Below are 16,124 nucleotides of genomic sequence, written 5' to 3'. Positions count from 1 at the left end.
GAAGCATGATCGGCAGGGCAGGGGGGCGCGGGCGGGGTGAAAGCCAACCCGCTGCGGCATACCCGATGGGTACCCGGTGCGTTGCGCCCCCGCGCGGCTGTGGTATTCTTTACCCAAGTCACGCGTGGGCACAAGGGCGTGTCTGGCGGAAAGCGAGCGGAGGTCGTGGTGGACGAACGCAGGCAATATGCCGGGGGCGGGCGTAAAGCCGGGAAACCGGGGGGATGCCCGTCTGTCGGGCCGTTCTGGCGGTTCCGCATCGCCTGGCCGGTCGCGCGCCGTGGCGGAGGGCAACGGTGCGCCGTGACGATGCCGCGCATCTGGCTGGTGGCGGCTGTGCTTGCCGGGACGTTGGCCGGATCGCTTGCCGGAACGTTGGCAGGATTGCCGGGGGCGGCTCCGGTCGTGGCGGCCGATGCGGCTGCCCCTGCCGTGATGCCCGCGCGGGATGCCGTCCCGGTGGGCGAGCCGTGCCCGCTCACCTCTCCGGAACATGTCGCGCGGCTGGTGGCCCCCGTACTGCCCGATCAGGGATATTCGGAAGGGCAGGGGGCACTGGGCAAACCGGGGGCTGCTTCCGCCACTGCCCGTGTGGGCGCGCCCCTTGCGGTGGTGGTGGCGCTGGGTGGGCCGCCCCTGCCTTCCGGCGTGTTTCCGGTGGTGAACATCGACAAGGCCGCCGGGCCGGAGGGCGGGCGGGTATCTTCCACCACCGGGTACCCGGAGTCGGAAGTGCGCTTCAGCGCGCCGGGCCGCTACGAACTGGACCTGACCGTGACCCTGGTGGCCCGCTCCAGTTGCGGCGGGGCCAAGGCCCGCACCGTGATGGAGCGCCGCGTGCCGGTGGAGGTTGCGCCGTAGCCGTCCCCCGTCGGGCTGATGCCGGGCCGCTGTTGCCCGCGTATGTCCGACCATTTTTTCGCGTTTTCCCTCTTTTTCTCTCCCCGTCCGGGCGTGTCCGTTCCCTTCACTCTCCAAGGTTTCGCGGCGTCTGGCGTGGGCGCTCCGGCGCTGCGTCCGCTTTTTCGCCGTGGCCGTGGCCGGGCGGGGCGGGGCGGGGCGGCCTGTGCACCTGCCGGACGGGCGGGAGCCGTACAGCAGCTGGCCCACGCCGGAAGAACACGTGGTGTGCCGGAAGGATGCGGGGCAAGGGCAGGGATGGTGGCGGGCCCACGGTATGCGGCGTGCCGGAAGCTTCCGCAGGAAGATGCGGCCCGTGCCCTTGTCAGGGGGGGAAAGGATTGTTATTTAGCAAAACTGGAACGGCGTAGTAGAATCTCGATGTTTTCCCGGCCCCGCCGGAATGGCTGTTCCGCACAAACGTTACAGGAGGTTTCGACATGCTCGGACGCACGGTCTCCGCACCCACGAGGGCGCGGGCTGAAACCGTCAACGCCTTCATGCGCGGTGTATACAACTGGATGTTCGTGGGGCTTGCCGTGACGGCTGGTGCCGCGTGGTTCACGGCGTCGAGCCCGGCCATGCTGCAACTGGTGTTCGGCAACAGCTTCGTGCTGATCGGCCTGATCCTTGCCGAACTCGGTCTGGTCATGGGCATCAGCGCGGGCATCGCACGCCTTTCCGGCGGCGCTGCCACCGGGCTTTTCGTGCTGTACAGCGCGTTGAACGGCATCACCCTTTCCGCGGTGCTGCTGGCCTACACCGCAGGAACGGTGTTTCAGGCCTTCGCCACGGCGGCGGGTATGTTCGGCGCCATGTCCCTTTACGGCCTGACCACCAAGAAGGACCTCACCTCGTGGGGCAGCTTCCTGTTCATGGGCCTCATCGGCATTCTCATCGCCAGCGTGGTGAACATCTTTGTGGGCAGTTCGGCCATGTCGCTGGTCATCAGCGCCATCGGCGTCATCGTGTTCACGGGCCTGACCGCCTATGACAGCCAGAAGCTGCGCATGATGGGCGAAACCGCCCCCATGGACGATGCCACCGCCATCCGGCGCGGCACCATCCTGGGCGCGTTGACGCTGTACCTGGACTTCATCAACCTGTTCCTGATGCTGCTGCGCTTGTTCGGCTCTTCGCGCGACTAGCGGCGGGCATCGCCTGCCTGATCGACAGTGACTGCCAGGGGGGGCCGCAAGCCCCCCTTTTGCATGGGCGGCGCAAAGCCTCCCTTCGCATGATGACGGCACGGCGTGCCATGCCCGTGATACAGCGCGCCAACTGGCTCTGCCTGTTCAGGCTGCCGTGCCCCGTACTTGCCCGGTCTTTGCCTGGTCCTAGCCTAGTCCTTGCCCCGCCCTTGCCCTGCCCTCGCCGTGATGCAGCCCGCCCGGCCCTCCGTCCGCATTCCCCCGGCGACAAGCGCGCCCGCGCATGATAGACTTGCTTGCATGCGCACATCGTTGCCCTTTCCCGGATCAATCGGGGCGGCGTCATGAACATCGCCGCCGTGCAGAAAACCTGCGCCCCCCTGTTGCGCCCGCTGGGCGCGGCCTATGCCGCCTGCATGGCCGCGCGCCGCGCCGCGTACGAGGCGGGCGTGCTGCCGCGCTTTGCCCCGCCGCGTCCGGTGGTATCGGTGGGCAACATCTGCTGGGGCGGCACGGGCAAGACCCCGCTGGTGCACTGGCTGTTGCGCTGGTGCGGGGCGCACGGGCTGTCCGCCGCCGTGCTCACGCGCGGGTACGGGGCGAAGCCCCCGCAACTTCCCCTGCTGGTGCGCCCCGGCAACACGGCGGCAGAGGCGGGCGACGAACCGCTGATGCTGGCCCGTCAGAACCCCGATGCCGCCGTGCTGGTGGACCCGGTGCGACGGCGCGCCGGGCACTGGGCAGAGGCGCACCTTGCCCCGCACCTGTACCTGCTGGACGACGGCTTTCAGCATCTGGCGGTACGCCGCGACCTGGACATCGTGGTGCTGCGTCCGGTGGACCTGACCGGTGAATGGGGCCGGACCATTCCGGCGGGGTCGTGGCGCGAGGGTACATCCGCGCTGGGCAGGGCGCACGCCTTCTGCGTGAAGGCGGAGCCGGACCTGTTCAATGCACTGGGGCCTCAGCTGGAACGCCGTCTGGTCCGCTACGGCATGCCGGTGTTCAGCTTTCGCCTTGCGCCGCGCGGCCTCATGCGGGTGGGCCGGGGGCTGGACCCGCGCCCGGCGGAACAGGGGGCGGCCACCCGTGCGCATCTGGACGGCGCGCCCTACGTGCTGGTTACCGGCGTGGGCGAACCGGCGCAGGTGCACGCCACGGCCACGCATTTTTTCGGTTATCCGCCGCTGCGCCACCGCATCTTTCCCGACCATCACCCCTACGGCCCCGGCGATGTGCGCCAGTTGGCGGGAGAGGGGTGCGCGGTGGTGTGCACCCCCAAGGACGCCGTCAAGCTGGCGCCGTTGTGCGGCGAAGGTGCCGGGCACGAGGGGGCCAACCAGCCGGACCTGTGGGCCTTCGACCTGGTGACCGAATTCGGACCGGCATTGTGGTCCGCGACCAGTTTTTCCGAATGGTGGGCCGCCCGCTGGGCCGGGCTTTCCGCCGCCCGCCGGGCCTGACGCCATACCGCCCGTCCGGCCTGACCTGTCGCGTCCGTCACGGTTGGTCGCCCCTTGCCGGGGGCGCCGATCCGGAACGATCCGTCAGGACGGTCCGGCAGAACGAACCGGCAGGGCGAACCAGCAAGACGAGGCTGACGGCAACCGGCGGCAATGGGCACGGGTCTTCGCAGACCGCCTGGCCGCCCCGGCAGCCCGCCCGCATTCGACATCTTTCACTCCGGCATGCCCGGAAAGGACATCCATATGACAAAGAAGAAACGCGAGGAAAGCTACGTGCTGCCCGACGCCAACGATCTGGCAACCCTGTTCCGCGAGGCGCACCGCCCGCTGAAGATCGACGCGCTGATGCGCATGCTGGGCCTGCACCGCCGCATGAAGAAGGAACTGGAAGACCGCCTGGACGACCTTGTCCGGCAGGGGCGCATCATCCGCCTGCGCGGCGGGGCCTGGGGCCTTGTGGAACAGCTGCGGCTGGTCACGGGCACCCTGTCCATCCAGCGTTCTGGCATGGGCTTCGTGCTGCCCGAGGAAAAGGGGCGCGACGACATCTACGTGCATCCCTACCAGATGGGCGATGCCTGGCACGGCGACAAGGTGGTGGTGGCCCTGCTGCCGGGCCGCCATGGCAAGAACCCGGAAGGGCGCATCGTGCGCGTGCTGGAGCGGGGCCGCAAGGAAATACCCGCCCGCGTGGTGCGCCGCATGGGCAGGCACAGCCTGCTGTGCCGCCCGGCTGACCCGCGCATGGCCGTCAGCTTCGTGGTGGACATGAGCGCCGTGGAAGAGAAGGCCGAAAAGGGCGACCTTGTGGTGGCCGCACCCGGAGAAAAGGTGGAGGACGGCCTGTGGGCCGCCACCGGGCTTGCCGTGCTGGGCGCCGACGACAACGTGCTGGTGCAGGAACGGCTGGTGAAGATCAACCACGACGTGCCCACCGACTTTCCGCCCGAGGTGCTGGAAGAAGCCCGCGACCTGCCCGCCGTGCCCGGCCGCGACGACATGGAAGGCCGCATCGACCTGCGCCATCTGGAGTTCGTCACCATCGACGGGGCCAAGGCCCGCGACTTCGACGACGCCGTGTACGTGGAAGAGCAGGGCACCGGCTACCGCCTGTGGGTGGCCATCGCCGACGTGGCCCATTACGTGCGGCCCGGCTCTGCCATGGACCGCGAGGCGCAGGCCCGGTCCAACTCGTACTATTTCCCGCAGTCGGTGGAGCCCATGCTGCCCGAGGCCCTTTCCAACGGCCTGTGCAGCCTGAACCCGCGCGTGCCCCGCCTGGCCATGGTGGCGGAAACCTTCTTCTACGCCGACGGCACCCCCGGGCGCAGCAAGTTCTATGCGGCCATCATCGAGTCCAAGGCCCGCCTGACCTACGGGCAGGTCAACCGGGCGATCATCGAAAAGGACGAGAAGGAGCGCCGCCTGCTCACCCCGGTGCTGCCCCTTCTGGAACGCGCCGAAGCGCTGGCCCGCCTGCTGAACGCCAAACGCAGCGAACGCGGCAGCCTGGACTTCGACCTGCCCGAGCCGGAGGTGATCTTCAACATCTACGGCGAGACGGTGGACATTGGCCGCAAGGTGCGCCACTTCGGCCACCAGATCATCGAGGAGTTCATGATCGCCGCCAACGAGGCGGTGGCCCGCTTCCTGACCGAAAAGAACGCCCGCTTCCTGTACCGGGTGCACCCGGAGCCGGACACCGAAAAGCTGGAAGGGCTGTTCAAGGTGCTGGGCCGCACCTCGCTTGCCCAGCACCTGCCCGGCAAGGCATCGGCCAAGGCGTTGCAGGGCGTGTTGCAGGCGGCCAGGGGGTCGGACCAGGAGTTCCTGGTCAACCGCATGGCCCTGCGCACCATGATGCAGGCCCGCTATGCGCCCGACCACGAAGGACATTTCGGCCTTGCCTCCGAGTGCTACTGCCACTTCACCTCGCCCATCCGCCGCTACGCGGACCTGGTGGTGCACCGCGCCCTGCGGCGCACCCTGGGACTGCCGGTGAACGGGCCGCTGCCGGGCGAGCGGGCCCTGCTGACCATCGCCGACACCCTGAACACCAACGAGCGCGTGGCCATGGAGGCCGAGCGCGAGATACTCAAGCGCATCACCGTGCTGTTCCTGTCCGAACGGGTGGGCGAGGAGTTCACCGGGGTCATTTCCGGCATCATCGACTTCGGCTTCTTCGTGGAATTCAACGAGGTGATGGCCGAGGGCATGGTGCGGTTGTCGTCGCTGGACGACGACTACTACGGCTACCTGCCGGAGCGGCAGGAACTGGTGGGCGAGCGCACGGGCCGCAGCTTCCGTCTGGGACAGACCGTGACCGTGCGTCTGGCCGAGGTCAACGTGGCCCGGCTGGAAGTGAATCTGGCGCTGGCCGGTCCGGACGCCGTGGCGTCCACGGGGGCCAAGAAGCCCCGGCCCGCCGGGCGTGACCGGGGCGGGCGGGACTGGAATGCCGGTCGTGCCGGCGGTGCAGGCCGTGGCGACCGGGGGGCACGCGGCGGGCGCGGCCCTGGCCGTGGCGAAGAGCCAAGGGCGGGTCGCGAATCTGGTGATGATGCCGGACGCGGTACGCGTGGTGATGCCGGACGCGGTACGCGTGACGCCATCGGTCGCGGTGACCGCGCGGCGGCCACGGTGCCGTCTGCCGCCGCCCATGCCGACCGCACGTCGCGCAAGGCCAGGGCGCGTTCCACCACCGACGCGGGTTGGGACGATCCCATGCCCACGGAATTGCCGGAACCGTTCGAGAACGCGCCGCGCAAGGGGCGGGGCGGCAAGGCAGGCGCAAAGCCCGCCACCCGCAAGGGGGCGGCCCCGAAGCCCGCTGCCTCGAAGCCCTCCGCCAAAAAGACCTCCGCCCCGAAGAAGGCGGGAGAGGAAAAGGCCGCCACGCCGGGCAAATCCCCCAAGGCGAAGGAAGGCAAGACCGGCAACGCCACGCCTGGCAAGGGCAATGCCCCCACGAAGGAAAAGCCTTCCGGCCAGACGGCCAAATCCGATACGGTCACCAAATCCGATACGACCGCCAAGCCCGGCAAGGCCGCCGCAGCCGAAAAGCGCGGCGCGGCCAAGGCCGCTCCGAAGAAGACGGGCGACGCCAAGCCCGCCAAGCCCGCCAAATCCGGGAAGGCCGGAAAGGGCACCGAGAGCAGCGGCAACGCGTGATCGCGTTTGTCCCCGGACATGAACAGCAGCCGCCCCGGAGGGAAACCTCCGGGGCGGCATTGCATTGCGGAATGGGCGGAAGGGGGCGGATGCCGGGCGCGGCGGGCTGCCGCCATGGCCCGGCTACAACCGGGTGATGCCGAAGCGGGACAGCAGTTCGGCCAGGCGCTGGTTCAGGTTTGTGGTGGAGCGCGACAGCAGGTCCAGGCTGATGTACAGGGCAAATTCCACCCGGAACGAGGCGTCGGTCCACAGCGAACCAATTTCACGGGCCAGTTGCGGCTCTATCTGCAACAGGTGCAGCAGCGATTCCAGTTCCGTGGCCGTCTGCGGGCGGAACAACTGCATGGTGGGCCTGCCGGGGTCCGGCTGCCACAATTTGTTGCGCCGGATGCGCGTCAGCCCGGAATCGAACAGGGTCTCCACGGCTGCCACCGAGGTGCGCCGTTCCTTGCGGGTGCGGATGTGGATCTTGCCCATGTCCTCGCCCGCGCGGCGGCGCAACAGGGTGACGAACTGGAATTCCAGCAGCGATTGCAGGGCCCTGCCCAGGCACGGCAGCGAAAAATCACCCAGGGTGCGGCGCACTATGGCCGTTTCCTTGGGCGAAAAACCGTCCAGCGCGCGCAAGAAGTCCTCGCGCAGCAGGTTCAGGGTGATGGCCACGCTGCAAGCCATGCCCACCACCTGTTCACGCAGGAACTGCACCTGCTCGGCGTTGACCTCTGGCGCGGGTGTCGCGGGGGCCTCGCCTTCCGTGCCGGGGGCCTCGCCCGGCGCGCCGCTCGTGGCGTCACCCGGCAGGCCGCCAGACAGCAGGAGCGTTTGCAGCTTTTCCATTTCCCGGGCTGCGGGGTCTATGCACACGATCTGGCTGATGAAATCGATGTCGCCCGAGGCAAAGGAATAGTCGGGCCTGGCGGCCATGCCTTGCAGGATGTCGTGCACCAGCTTGCGCGCCTTGCGGCTGGCGAAGTCGCGCGTCTCGAACTCGAACAGGGTCTGCACGCGCGTCTTGTCCAGCGGTTTCGGCGTGCGGCACAGCCGTTCCAGCAGGGCGTCGAAGGGGTAGCGGATGACCAGCAGCGAACGTTCCTTGGACAGGGTGAACGCTTCCTGCGTCATGATGGCGTCATAGGCCTCGTCCACCATGCGCACCACGAAATGCTCGAAGTGCTTGCGCCAGAACTGCTCGTCCAGTTCGGTGGATTCTGTCACCGCGTCCGAGGGGCCAAGGGCATCTTCGCCGTAGGCGCGAACCAGGGTTTCGATGAAATTGTCGGTGCACAGGGCCGTGGTGTACACCACGCCCTGCACGCATTTCAGCAACTGGGTTTCGGTGTTCACCAGCCGCGTGCGCACCTGGCTGGAATCGCCACCGCCCGGCTTGGCATACTGCCCCAACTGGGCCACGAATTCGCCCACCAGCTTGCGGATGTGCCCGTGCAGCGGGTCCACGGCGCCGCGGGCGGCCATTATTTCGATGATGGACCGCTGCTGCGTTTCCAGCAGCGGGTATTCGTTGATGCGGTCGCTGTTGGTGCGGATGAGGCAGAGCAGCACCTCACGCTCCACCACCTCGCGCACGGCGCGGCGGTCCTTGGTGGCGGCAAGGCAGGCCACGTAGGCGGCCAGGCGCTCGTCGGGCGGCAGGCCTTGCGTCGGTTCATGGTTTCGCGCGTCGGTCATGGCAGGTTCCTGCGGGCGGCATTCTGCGGGGGGACGAAACTGGGTGTAATCCCCCATTCGCACGTGGGGGTGTTCACGTCTCTGTCCGTTGGCGGGCGGCTTGTCAACCGGATATCATGGCCTTAATGGCCGAGCGATATCATGAAATCAGCTCCCGGGCCATGGCTTCGCCCTGTCCGCCGCCCCCGGCCATGCGTGCCAGCTCCTTGCGGATGTCCTCGCCATCCAGCCTGCGGCACAGGGTGAAGGTGGCATTGTCCGCCACCTCCTTGCTGACCTGGAAGTGACGGCCAGCGCGGGCGGCCAGTTGCGGCCAGTGGGTGATCAGGATCACCTGCCTGCGTCCGGCCAGCGCGGCCAGCCGCTCGGAGACGCGGTTCAGGGTCAGCCCGCCCACGCCGGAATCCACTTCGTCGAAAATCAGGGTGGCGGTTTCGTCGCGGGCCATCAGCCCCACCACCGCCAGCAGAAAGCGCGAAAGTTCGCCGCCGGAGGCTATGCGGTCCAGCGGCTGCGGCGGCTGGCCGGGGTTGGGCACCCACATCAGGCGCGCCCGGTCCTCCACGCAGCCGGGCCACGGCTCGTGCGGGGTGAAGTCGAAGGTCACGCGCACATGTTCGGAAAAGCCCAGGCCCGCCAGTTCGCCCTCCAGCGCCTGGGCCAGCCGGATCGCGGCTTCTTGCCGGGCGGGATTCAGTTCAGCCAGCACGGCGCACAGCTCTTCCTTCCGGGCCTCTTCCTCGCGCTCCAGGGTGCGCAGGTCCAGACGGCATGCATCGAGAAACGAAAGATTTTCCTCGATCTCGCGCCGCAGGTCCACGATTTCGTCCAGGGTGCGGCGAAGTTTGCGTTTCAGCTGGGCAAGTTCGTAGAGCCGTTTTTCGATGGCTTCCACGTCCATGTCGTCGTCGCCATCGGACGCGGCGGGGGCGGGGCGGCGGCGCAGGCGGCGTTCCAGGTCGGACAGCCCCTGCCGGAAGGCGGAGATGGTGGCCACGTCGCCAGCCCAGCCGGAGGCGTCGCCGGACCCGGTGGTGGCGTCGCCGCTGCCCGAGCCGTGCAGGCGGGCCAGACCGTCCAGCGCCCGTTCCAGCAGGCCCAGGGCCTCGGCCACGCCGGGGCCGTCCTCGCCGCGCAGCACGGCCAGGGCGCGTTCCTGCGCCTGCTGGGCAGATGCCACGTCGCGCAGGGCGCGGCGGCGTTCTTCCAGCCGGTCTTCCTCGCCCGCCTCGGGGGCCACCTTGTCGATCTCGCGCTGCTGGAATTCCAGCACGTCGCGCCGGTCTTCCAGCGAGCGGGCGCGGGCGGCCAGTTCCTCGCGTCTGGCGGCCACCTCGCGCAGCCCCTTCACCGCATCGTCGCGAGCGGCCAGCAGATCGGGCCGGTTCAGGAATTCGTCCAGCAACCGGGCCTGGAAGGCGGGTTGCAGCAGCTTCTGCTGACCGTGCTGGCTGGTGTGCACCACCAGCGAGGCGCGCATGTCGCGCACCGCGTCCTGCGAGCTGAGCCGGTCGTTGATGAACAGGCGGCTGCGGCCCGTGTCCGCCGTCAGTTCGCGGCGCAGCACCATGTCGCCGTCGGGCAGGGCGAACAGGGCCTCCACGTGGGCCTTTTCCTTGCCGGGGCGGACCATGTCCGAGGCAAGCCGGTCGCCGATGAGAAAATTGAGCGCCTTGAGGATGAAGCTTTTGCCCGCGCCCGTTTCGCCGGTAAGGGCGTTGAGGCCGGGGGCGAAATCCAGTTCCATGTCCTCGATGAGCGCGAGGTCCCGAATGCGCAGGTATTCCAGCATGAGGTGTCCTTGCTCAGGTCCGGTCGCCGCCGTCCGCCGGGGGGGCGGCGATGGCGTCCGGTGAAATGTCGGCTTCGGCGTCCGGTGGCGTGGCGGATGGCATGGCCGGCGATGCGGCGGGGGCCACATCCAGTCCCCGGCGCAGGTGCCCGCCGGGGGCGTACCCGTCCAGCAGGCGCAGGAAGGCCCGTTGCTGCCCTTCCGCCGTGGCGCGGCGTCCGGCCTCGGCCAGTTCGTGCAGTCCCTGCTCGACGCGGTAGGCGCGCAGGCAGGTCAGACCGTACTCCGCCTGGGTGCGCCACGGCGCGCCGGGTTCCAGCGCAAGGCGCGCCAGAATGCCGAGCCTGTAAAAAGTGAGCGCCTTGCGGCGCGAAGTCAAGCGCTCAACCCCCCGCATCCATTCAAGGTCGCCGCCGTTGTGGCGTTGCGCCAGCACCAGCATCTCGAAGGCGGCTTCCGGGCAGTGGCGCTCCGGATCATAGGTGAAGCCCGGCTGGGCGTCGCGGCCTTCGCGGCGCAGCAGTTCCGCCCACAGCAGGCAGGCGTGGTAGACGGACTGCGGTTTGTCCGGCTGGCGCAGTTGCCGGGCCTGGTGCAGGCGGTACCAGAAGGGTTTGGCGGCCTTCAGGTCGCCGCGTACCAGGGCTGCCCCGGCGGCGGCAACGTTGACGTCCAGATCCTCCGCGTGGGCACCGGTGGCCAGCAGCCGGTCGAGCACGTCGGCCAGGGCCGGTGTTTCGCGCACCGGCAGCGGCGTCTGTCCTCTGGGCGGTTCCGCCACGGCACGCAGCCGCGCGGCCATGCTTTCCGGCGTTTCGGGCAAGTCGTCCAGGGCGTTGGGCACCGCGTCCGGGGGCAGGTCCAGCACGTCGGTGCGCATGCGGTGGAACAGCGTCAGCCACAGGGCTTCGGCACCCGCCATGCCGGTGGCGGCATTGCCCGGCGTCGAACCTACGGCCTCCAGCATGGTGGCGGCCCGGTGGTCCGGCAAATGTTGCGCCTGCACCCGTTCCCAGGCGGCCCGGCCAATGCGCTCGGCCACATCCGGCCTGCGCAGCAGGAAGCGCAGTTTTTCCAACAGGTCCAGACCGTCGGCGTAGACCACCATTTCGTGCCCGTCGTCGAACAGCGCATCCTGGTCCGGCCCCACGTCTGGCGTGAGCACGCAGGCCCCGCACGAGGCCCCTTCAGTGAGGCGAAAATTGACCTCGAACCCGATGGATTCATTGGGAATGATGCGCGTATCGCCGTAGAGGGCCAGCATTTCGGCAAAGGGCACGCCCTGTCGGGCCTGCACGCCGAACCGGCCCCGCAGAAGTTCGGCCAGCCAGCCGCGCAGGGGGCGGTGCTTGTCCAGCACGCCCACCATGGAGACGTCGTGGCCGCGCCCGGCGTGGGGCTGCCACGGGCGGGCGTGCCCGCTCATGGCCAGGTGCACGGCCTGCGGATGGCGCCACTGCGGCGGCAGCGCCCGGAACAGCGAAAGGTGGGGGGTGAACAGCACGTCGAACAGCCGCGCGTAGTGGCGATGCCAGTGCATGTTCAGATGGCTGTCGATGGCCCAGTACGCCTTGCGGCAGCGCAGGGTTTCCAGCTCGGCCAGGATCACCCGAGCGCCCAGCGTTTCCTGCTGCACCAGCAGATCGGGCGCGAAGCCGTGCGCATCCAGCAGGGCGGCGATGTCCACGATGCCGCCGGGCGGGTGCAGGTCCAGCACCTCGTGCCCCATGCGCCGGAAGCTGGCGGCCAGGTGCGTGCCGACGCAGGCGATGCGCATGGCCTAGCGCTTCAGGCGCGGGTCCAGCAGGTCGCGCAGGCTTTCACCCAGCAGATTGTAGCCGAGCACGGTGAGCAGGATGGCGCAACCGGGAAACACCGACAGCCACGGGGCTATTTCCAGCACGTCCTTGCCCTCCAGCAGCATGTTGCCCCAGCTGGGCATGGGCGGCTGCACGCCAAGCCCCAGAAAGCTCAGGGCCGATTCGGTCAGGATGGCCCCGGCCACGCCCAGCGTGGCGGAAACCAGCACCGGGGCCACGGCGTTGGGCAGCACGTGCAGGCAAAGGATGCGCACGGGCCCCGCCCCGGCCAGCCGGGCGGCGGCGATGAAGTCGCGCTCGCGCAGGGACAGGGTTTCCGCGCGCACCAGCCGGGCCACGCCCATCCACGAGGTGAGCCCGATCACCGCCATGATGTTCAGCAGGCTGGGCTCCAGGAAGGCGATGACCGCAAGGATCAGGAAGAACGAGGGAAAGCACAGCATGATGTCCACGCAGCGCATGATAAGTTCGTCCGCCAACCCGCCGAAATAGCCCGCCGCCAGCCCCAGCGCGAGGCCGATGGCAACGGAGATGCCCACCGAGACGAAGCCCACCCACAACGATACCCGCGCCCCGTGCAGCATGCGCGAAAGCACGTCGCGGCCCAGGGCGTCGGTGCCCAGCGGGTGCGCGGAAGACGGCGGTTGCAGGATGGCCGTCAGGTTCAGCGCGGTGGGGTCGTGCGGGGCTATCCACGGGGCCAGCAGGGCCGCCGCGGACATGGCCAGCACCAGCGACAGGCCGGTGGCCAGCATGGGGTGGCGCGTCCAGAAAAGCAGCCAGCGGCGGGGTGAGATCAGGTCGGCGGCGCTCATGCGTTGCCCCCGTCGCCGTTCCCCGCGCCGTCACCGCCCGAGCCTCCGGTGAGCCGGATGCGCGGGTCGGCCAGGCCGTAGCACAGGTCCGCCAACAGGTTGCCGACCAGCGTCAGCACCGCGCCCAGCACCAGGTTGCCCATGATCAGCGGGTAGTCGCGCGCCATGACCGCCTGGTAGAACAGCTGCCCCAGGCCGGGCAGGGCGAAGATGGATTCGATGATCACGCTGCCGCCGATGAGCCCCGGCAGCGAAAGCCCCAGGATGGTGATGACCGGCAGCAGCGCGTTGCGCAGCGCATGGCGGAAGATCACCGTGCGCACCGGCAGCCCCTTGGCCCGCGCGGTAAGGATGTAGTCCTGCCGCAGCACCTCCAGCATGGAGGCGCGCATGAACCGCGAAAGCCCGGCAAGGCTGCCGAAGGTGTAAATGAAGATGGGCATGGCCAGGTGCGCCATGATGTCCCATGCCTTGCCCAAGGGCGACATGGCGGCATGGTCCAGCGATGTAAGGCCGGAAAGCGGCAGCCATTGCAGGTGGATGCCGAACAGCAGCATCAGCAGCAGCGCCAGCCAGAAGCCGGGCATGGCAAAGCCTATGAATACCAGCACCGTCATGGCCCGGTCGAACAGCCTGCCCTGCCAATGGGCGGACGCCACCCCGATGGGAATGGCGCAGAGCAGGGTGAGCACCAGCGAGGCCACGTTCATGCCCACGGTAAGCGGCAGCCGTTCCTTGATCTTGTCCCACACCGGGCGCGGGTCGCTGGACATGGAATTGCCGAAGTCCAGCCGGGACAGGCGCCCCAGCCACTGCACGTACTGCACGTGCAGCGGCTTATCGAGCCCGTACAGGGCTTCCAGCCGCTTGCGCGTTTCCGCCCCGGCCAGCGGGTTCATGGTGGTCTGCATGTCCGTGGGCGAACCCGGGGCCAGATGGATGACCCAGAAGCTGATGATCGTGATGCCCCAGAACACGAAGAGCATCCACGCCAGCTTGCGGGCCATGCGACGCAGCATGGCGGCCATGCGGCCGGGGCGCGGCGCGGCATGGCGGTGGCCGTCCGCCGGGGTGTCTGTGGTGGCGGGCGGCGCTGGCGGGGTATCGCGAAGATCGCTGGTCACGTCGTCATTGTCCTTGAAGCCTTGTGGTGGCGGGGGGCGGGGGCCGTCCCTACGCCTCGTGCTCCATCCACCCGCGCAGGTCGCGCACTTCCTCTGCCCAGCGCTTCGAAAGGCGCACCTCCATGAACTGGCGGTATACCTCGTCCAGGAAGCCAAGGCAGGTTTCGATCAGGTAGATCTTTTCCAGCAGACGGGCGTCGGGATCGTCGTCGCCGCCCTCGCCATCCTTTTCCACGGTGGGGGTCTTCAGGCTGTTGAGGGAAAAGTCCTCGGCCCGCAGGCTGACCTGCCACGAATCGGCCTCGCGCTCGAAACGCAGCAGGGCGCGAGTCACCTTCTTGCCGGTGGTCAGGCCCATGCGCGCTTCGCGCAGGGGCGACATGGAGCCGGAGACGGTGGCGGTTTCCAGGCTTTCGCCTTCGCCGCCCTGCACCGAAATGCGCTGTTCCATGTGCACGCCAAAGGGGCTGCCGTCCGGCATGCGGAACGAACCGGGCGCGGTTTCGCTGCGGTACCACAGCCAGGTCAGGAATTCCTGGCCCAGGATCACGTCGGTGGTCTGGCCGAGATAGGGGGTGTCGCTCATCGTATGTCCTTGTCCGGCGCGCCTACCCGGCGAACCGGGTGGGTTCCAGCGTGTCCAGGCGGGTCATGGCGGCCTCGTCCAGCATGGAGGCGGCCAGCGCGTAAGGCGTCAGCGGTTCCAGGTGCAGGTCGAAGGTCAGCGTGAAATAGTCGGAGAACAGGTCGATCATTTTCGACTGCGTGGACGCAAAATAGATGATGCCCGTGTCGATGGCCCACAGCACGTTGAATTCCGCGGGGATGGGCAGAAACCGCGACATCAGGCGCAACCGGGTCTGTTCCTTCAGTTCCTTCTTGCGCTCGCGCGAGATGAACTTCTTGCCCTGTTCCTTGTTGCGGGCCTCTTCCTCGCGCAGGGCAAGGGACAGGTGCTTCTTCAGCACGGCGGCGGGAATGCGCCTGGTGTCCTGGCGCAGCGAAAAGGCAATGTATCCGCCCTTTTCGGGCGGTGCGGTGCGCCAGGCCGTGTCGAGCATGTCGTCGAAGCACACCCAGCCCCAGGAACGTTCGTCGGAAGTGTTGTCGATGTCGCGGAAGCAGAACTGCTTCAGCTTGTCGGGCAGGGTGGGCCAGAGGGTGGCGGGCACCGGGTCCGCGATGCGGAACCGGGTGAAGCTGCTGCTGGCGTTAAGAAAACCCATTGGTGTCTCCCTTGGTTGCGGATTGGGCACATACCTAGCCTATCTTGCCGTGGCGCGCCACCCCGTGCCCCATGGTGCGCAGGACGGGACGGACGGGGCAACCGGGGCAGTCAGGATGGCGGACCAACAGGGATGGCGGGACAACCAGGATGGGCAAGGCTGTCAGGATGAGCGGGCCGGCCAAGGCAGCCGGAGTAGTCGGACCAGCCGGAGTAGTCGGGCCAGTCAGGCCATTCAGGACGGCAGGGCAGGACGGAAAGGCCGGAGGGCAGGGGCGGCACGTCCGGCACGGGCATGCACGCCAAAGCCGGGGGGGGGAGATGAAAGGGGCGTTTCGTTGGTGCATACATATATAGGGGGCAGGGGCAGCGCCAAGCAGGACGCGGTCGGCAAAACGGATTGGGTAGCGTGAATGCGCCAGCGGACCGGCAAGCGGGTGGCGAGCCGAGAAGAAGATGGCACGGCAGGGACCGCTCGAATGTCCCGGTGCGAAGGTGAAAAGCATCCCTTGCAGGTGGTCCCGAAGGCGACCACGAACGCCGCATGGGCATGAGCGCCCCCGGAAGGGGACATTCCGATGTAATGCATGCCTGATTTTATGTCTGAATTATCGGTGTGTTGTATGTTAATTTCAAGAAAATGAAAAAACGGTGTTGACTTCATCCGGGTTTCGCGTAGAAACCACCTCCGCGCCGAACGGAACCGGCAACGCCTTCTGCAAAGGGGCTGCGCAGGACCGGGCGGGCAAAAGGTCGACACGGCCATCGCGAAAAAAAACGCGAAAGGGTGTTGACGGATGTCTCCGAAAGGAGCATAGCTGAAAGTCCGCCCGCACGCACAGCGTGTACGGCAGAATGGTTCGGGCACTGGCCCGGCCGACGGTCGCAAGGCTGCGGTTCTTTGACAAGTAAATAGCGAGTCGGGAAGGAATCAGCCTTTACGATAGTAATCAATCGTACGGGTGCCTCAA

General features: G+C 68.0%; 11 protein-coding genes. 4 read left to right on the top strand and 7 right to left on the bottom strand.

Annotated features, from left to right (window positions below; translation table 11 throughout):
* The first annotated feature begins 309 nt into the window (after positions 1-309).
* From K6142_RS16065 to rnr, 4 genes are all read left to right on the top strand, one after another.
* Entirely contained in the window at positions 310-861 is a 552-nt protein-coding gene (locus tag K6142_RS16065; RefSeq protein ID WP_223290218.1) for a hypothetical protein, read from the top strand.
* A 479-nt stretch (positions 862-1,340) separates the two neighbouring features.
* Positions 1,341-2,048: a Bax inhibitor-1/YccA family protein gene (locus K6142_RS16060; protein WP_190243732.1), complete on the top strand. Its 708-nt coding sequence runs from the start codon at positions 1,341-1,343 to the stop codon at positions 2,046-2,048.
* Between the two features lie 347 nt (positions 2,049-2,395).
* Complete coding sequence (lpxK, locus tag K6142_RS16055) at positions 2,396-3,514, top strand: tetraacyldisaccharide 4'-kinase (protein WP_190243733.1); 1,119 nt, start codon at positions 2,396-2,398, stop codon at positions 3,512-3,514.
* Between the two features lie 246 nt (positions 3,515-3,760).
* A complete protein-coding gene (gene rnr, locus K6142_RS16050; protein WP_190243734.1) occupies positions 3,761-6,688 on the top strand; it encodes a ribonuclease R in 2,928 nt (975 codons plus the stop codon).
* A gap of 123 nt (positions 6,689-6,811) precedes the next feature.
* Here the strand turns inward: rnr and K6142_RS16045 are convergent, their stop codons facing one another.
* The 7 genes from K6142_RS16045 to rdgC form a co-directional block, all read right to left on the bottom strand.
* Positions 6,812-8,377, bottom strand: a complete 1,566-nt coding sequence (locus tag K6142_RS16045; protein ID WP_190243735.1) for a hypothetical protein — start codon at positions 8,375-8,377, stop codon at positions 6,812-6,814.
* Between the two features lie 139 nt (positions 8,378-8,516).
* A complete protein-coding gene (locus K6142_RS16040; protein WP_223380945.1) occupies positions 8,517-10,169 on the bottom strand; it encodes a DNA repair protein RecN in 1,653 nt (550 codons plus the stop codon).
* A 13-nt stretch (positions 10,170-10,182) separates the two neighbouring features.
* On the bottom strand, positions 10,183-11,946 hold the full coding sequence (locus K6142_RS16035; RefSeq protein ID WP_190245985.1) for a glycosyltransferase: 1,764 nt from the start codon (positions 11,944-11,946) through the stop codon (positions 10,183-10,185).
* 3 nt (positions 11,947-11,949) lie between these two features.
* Positions 11,950-12,804, bottom strand: a complete 855-nt coding sequence (locus K6142_RS16030) for an ABC transporter permease (protein WP_190245986.1) — start codon at positions 12,802-12,804, stop codon at positions 11,950-11,952.
* Positions 12,801-13,832: an ABC transporter permease gene (locus K6142_RS16025; protein ID WP_190245987.1), complete on the bottom strand. Its 1,032-nt coding sequence runs from the start codon at positions 13,830-13,832 to the stop codon at positions 12,801-12,803. The genes K6142_RS16030 and K6142_RS16025 overlap by 4 nt, the downstream gene beginning before the upstream one ends.
* A 145-nt stretch (positions 13,833-13,977) precedes the next feature.
* Positions 13,978-14,514, bottom strand: a complete 537-nt coding sequence (locus K6142_RS16020; protein WP_012612065.1) for a hypothetical protein — start codon at positions 14,512-14,514, stop codon at positions 13,978-13,980.
* A 22-nt stretch (positions 14,515-14,536) separates the two neighbouring features.
* Entirely contained in the window at positions 14,537-15,154 is a 618-nt protein-coding gene (gene rdgC / locus K6142_RS16015; protein WP_167123110.1) for a recombination-associated protein RdgC, read from the bottom strand.
* Positions 15,155-16,124 lie beyond the last annotated feature (970 nt).

The organism is Nitratidesulfovibrio sp. SRB-5 (assembly GCF_019931275.1).
In the GTDB taxonomy this organism is placed as follows: domain Bacteria; phylum Desulfobacterota; class Desulfovibrionia; order Desulfovibrionales; family Desulfovibrionaceae; genus Cupidesulfovibrio.
Note: the sequence above shows the minus strand (reverse complement) of the source record. Positions and strands in the feature narration are given on the sequence as shown.

Coding starts and splice junctions, on each gene's coding strand:
- K6142_RS16065 (WP_223290218.1), top strand. CDS start 310: ATGCCGCGCATCTGGCTGGTGGCGGCTGTGCTTGCCGGGACGTTGGCC.
- K6142_RS16060 (WP_190243732.1), top strand. CDS start 1,341: ATGCTCGGACGCACGGTCTCCGCACCCACGAGGGCGCGGGCTGAAACC.
- lpxK (WP_190243733.1), top strand. CDS start 2,396: ATGAACATCGCCGCCGTGCAGAAAACCTGCGCCCCCCTGTTGCGCCCG.
- rnr (WP_190243734.1), top strand. CDS start 3,761: ATGACAAAGAAGAAACGCGAGGAAAGCTACGTGCTGCCCGACGCCAAC.
- K6142_RS16045 (WP_190243735.1), bottom strand. CDS start 8,377: ATGACCGACGCGCGAAACCATGAACCGACGCAAGGCCTGCCGCCCGAC.
- K6142_RS16040 (WP_223380945.1), bottom strand. CDS start 10,169: ATGCTGGAATACCTGCGCATTCGGGACCTCGCGCTCATCGAGGACATG.
- K6142_RS16035 (WP_190245985.1), bottom strand. CDS start 11,946: ATGCGCATCGCCTGCGTCGGCACGCACCTGGCCGCCAGCTTCCGGCGC.
- K6142_RS16030 (WP_190245986.1), bottom strand. CDS start 12,804: ATGAGCGCCGCCGACCTGATCTCACCCCGCCGCTGGCTGCTTTTCTGG.
- K6142_RS16025 (WP_190245987.1), bottom strand. CDS start 13,832: ATGGCCGCCATGCTGCGTCGCATGGCCCGCAAGCTGGCGTGGATGCTC.
- K6142_RS16020 (WP_012612065.1), bottom strand. CDS start 14,514: ATGAGCGACACCCCCTATCTCGGCCAGACCACCGACGTGATCCTGGGC.
- rdgC (WP_167123110.1), bottom strand. CDS start 15,154: ATGGGTTTTCTTAACGCCAGCAGCAGCTTCACCCGGTTCCGCATCGCG.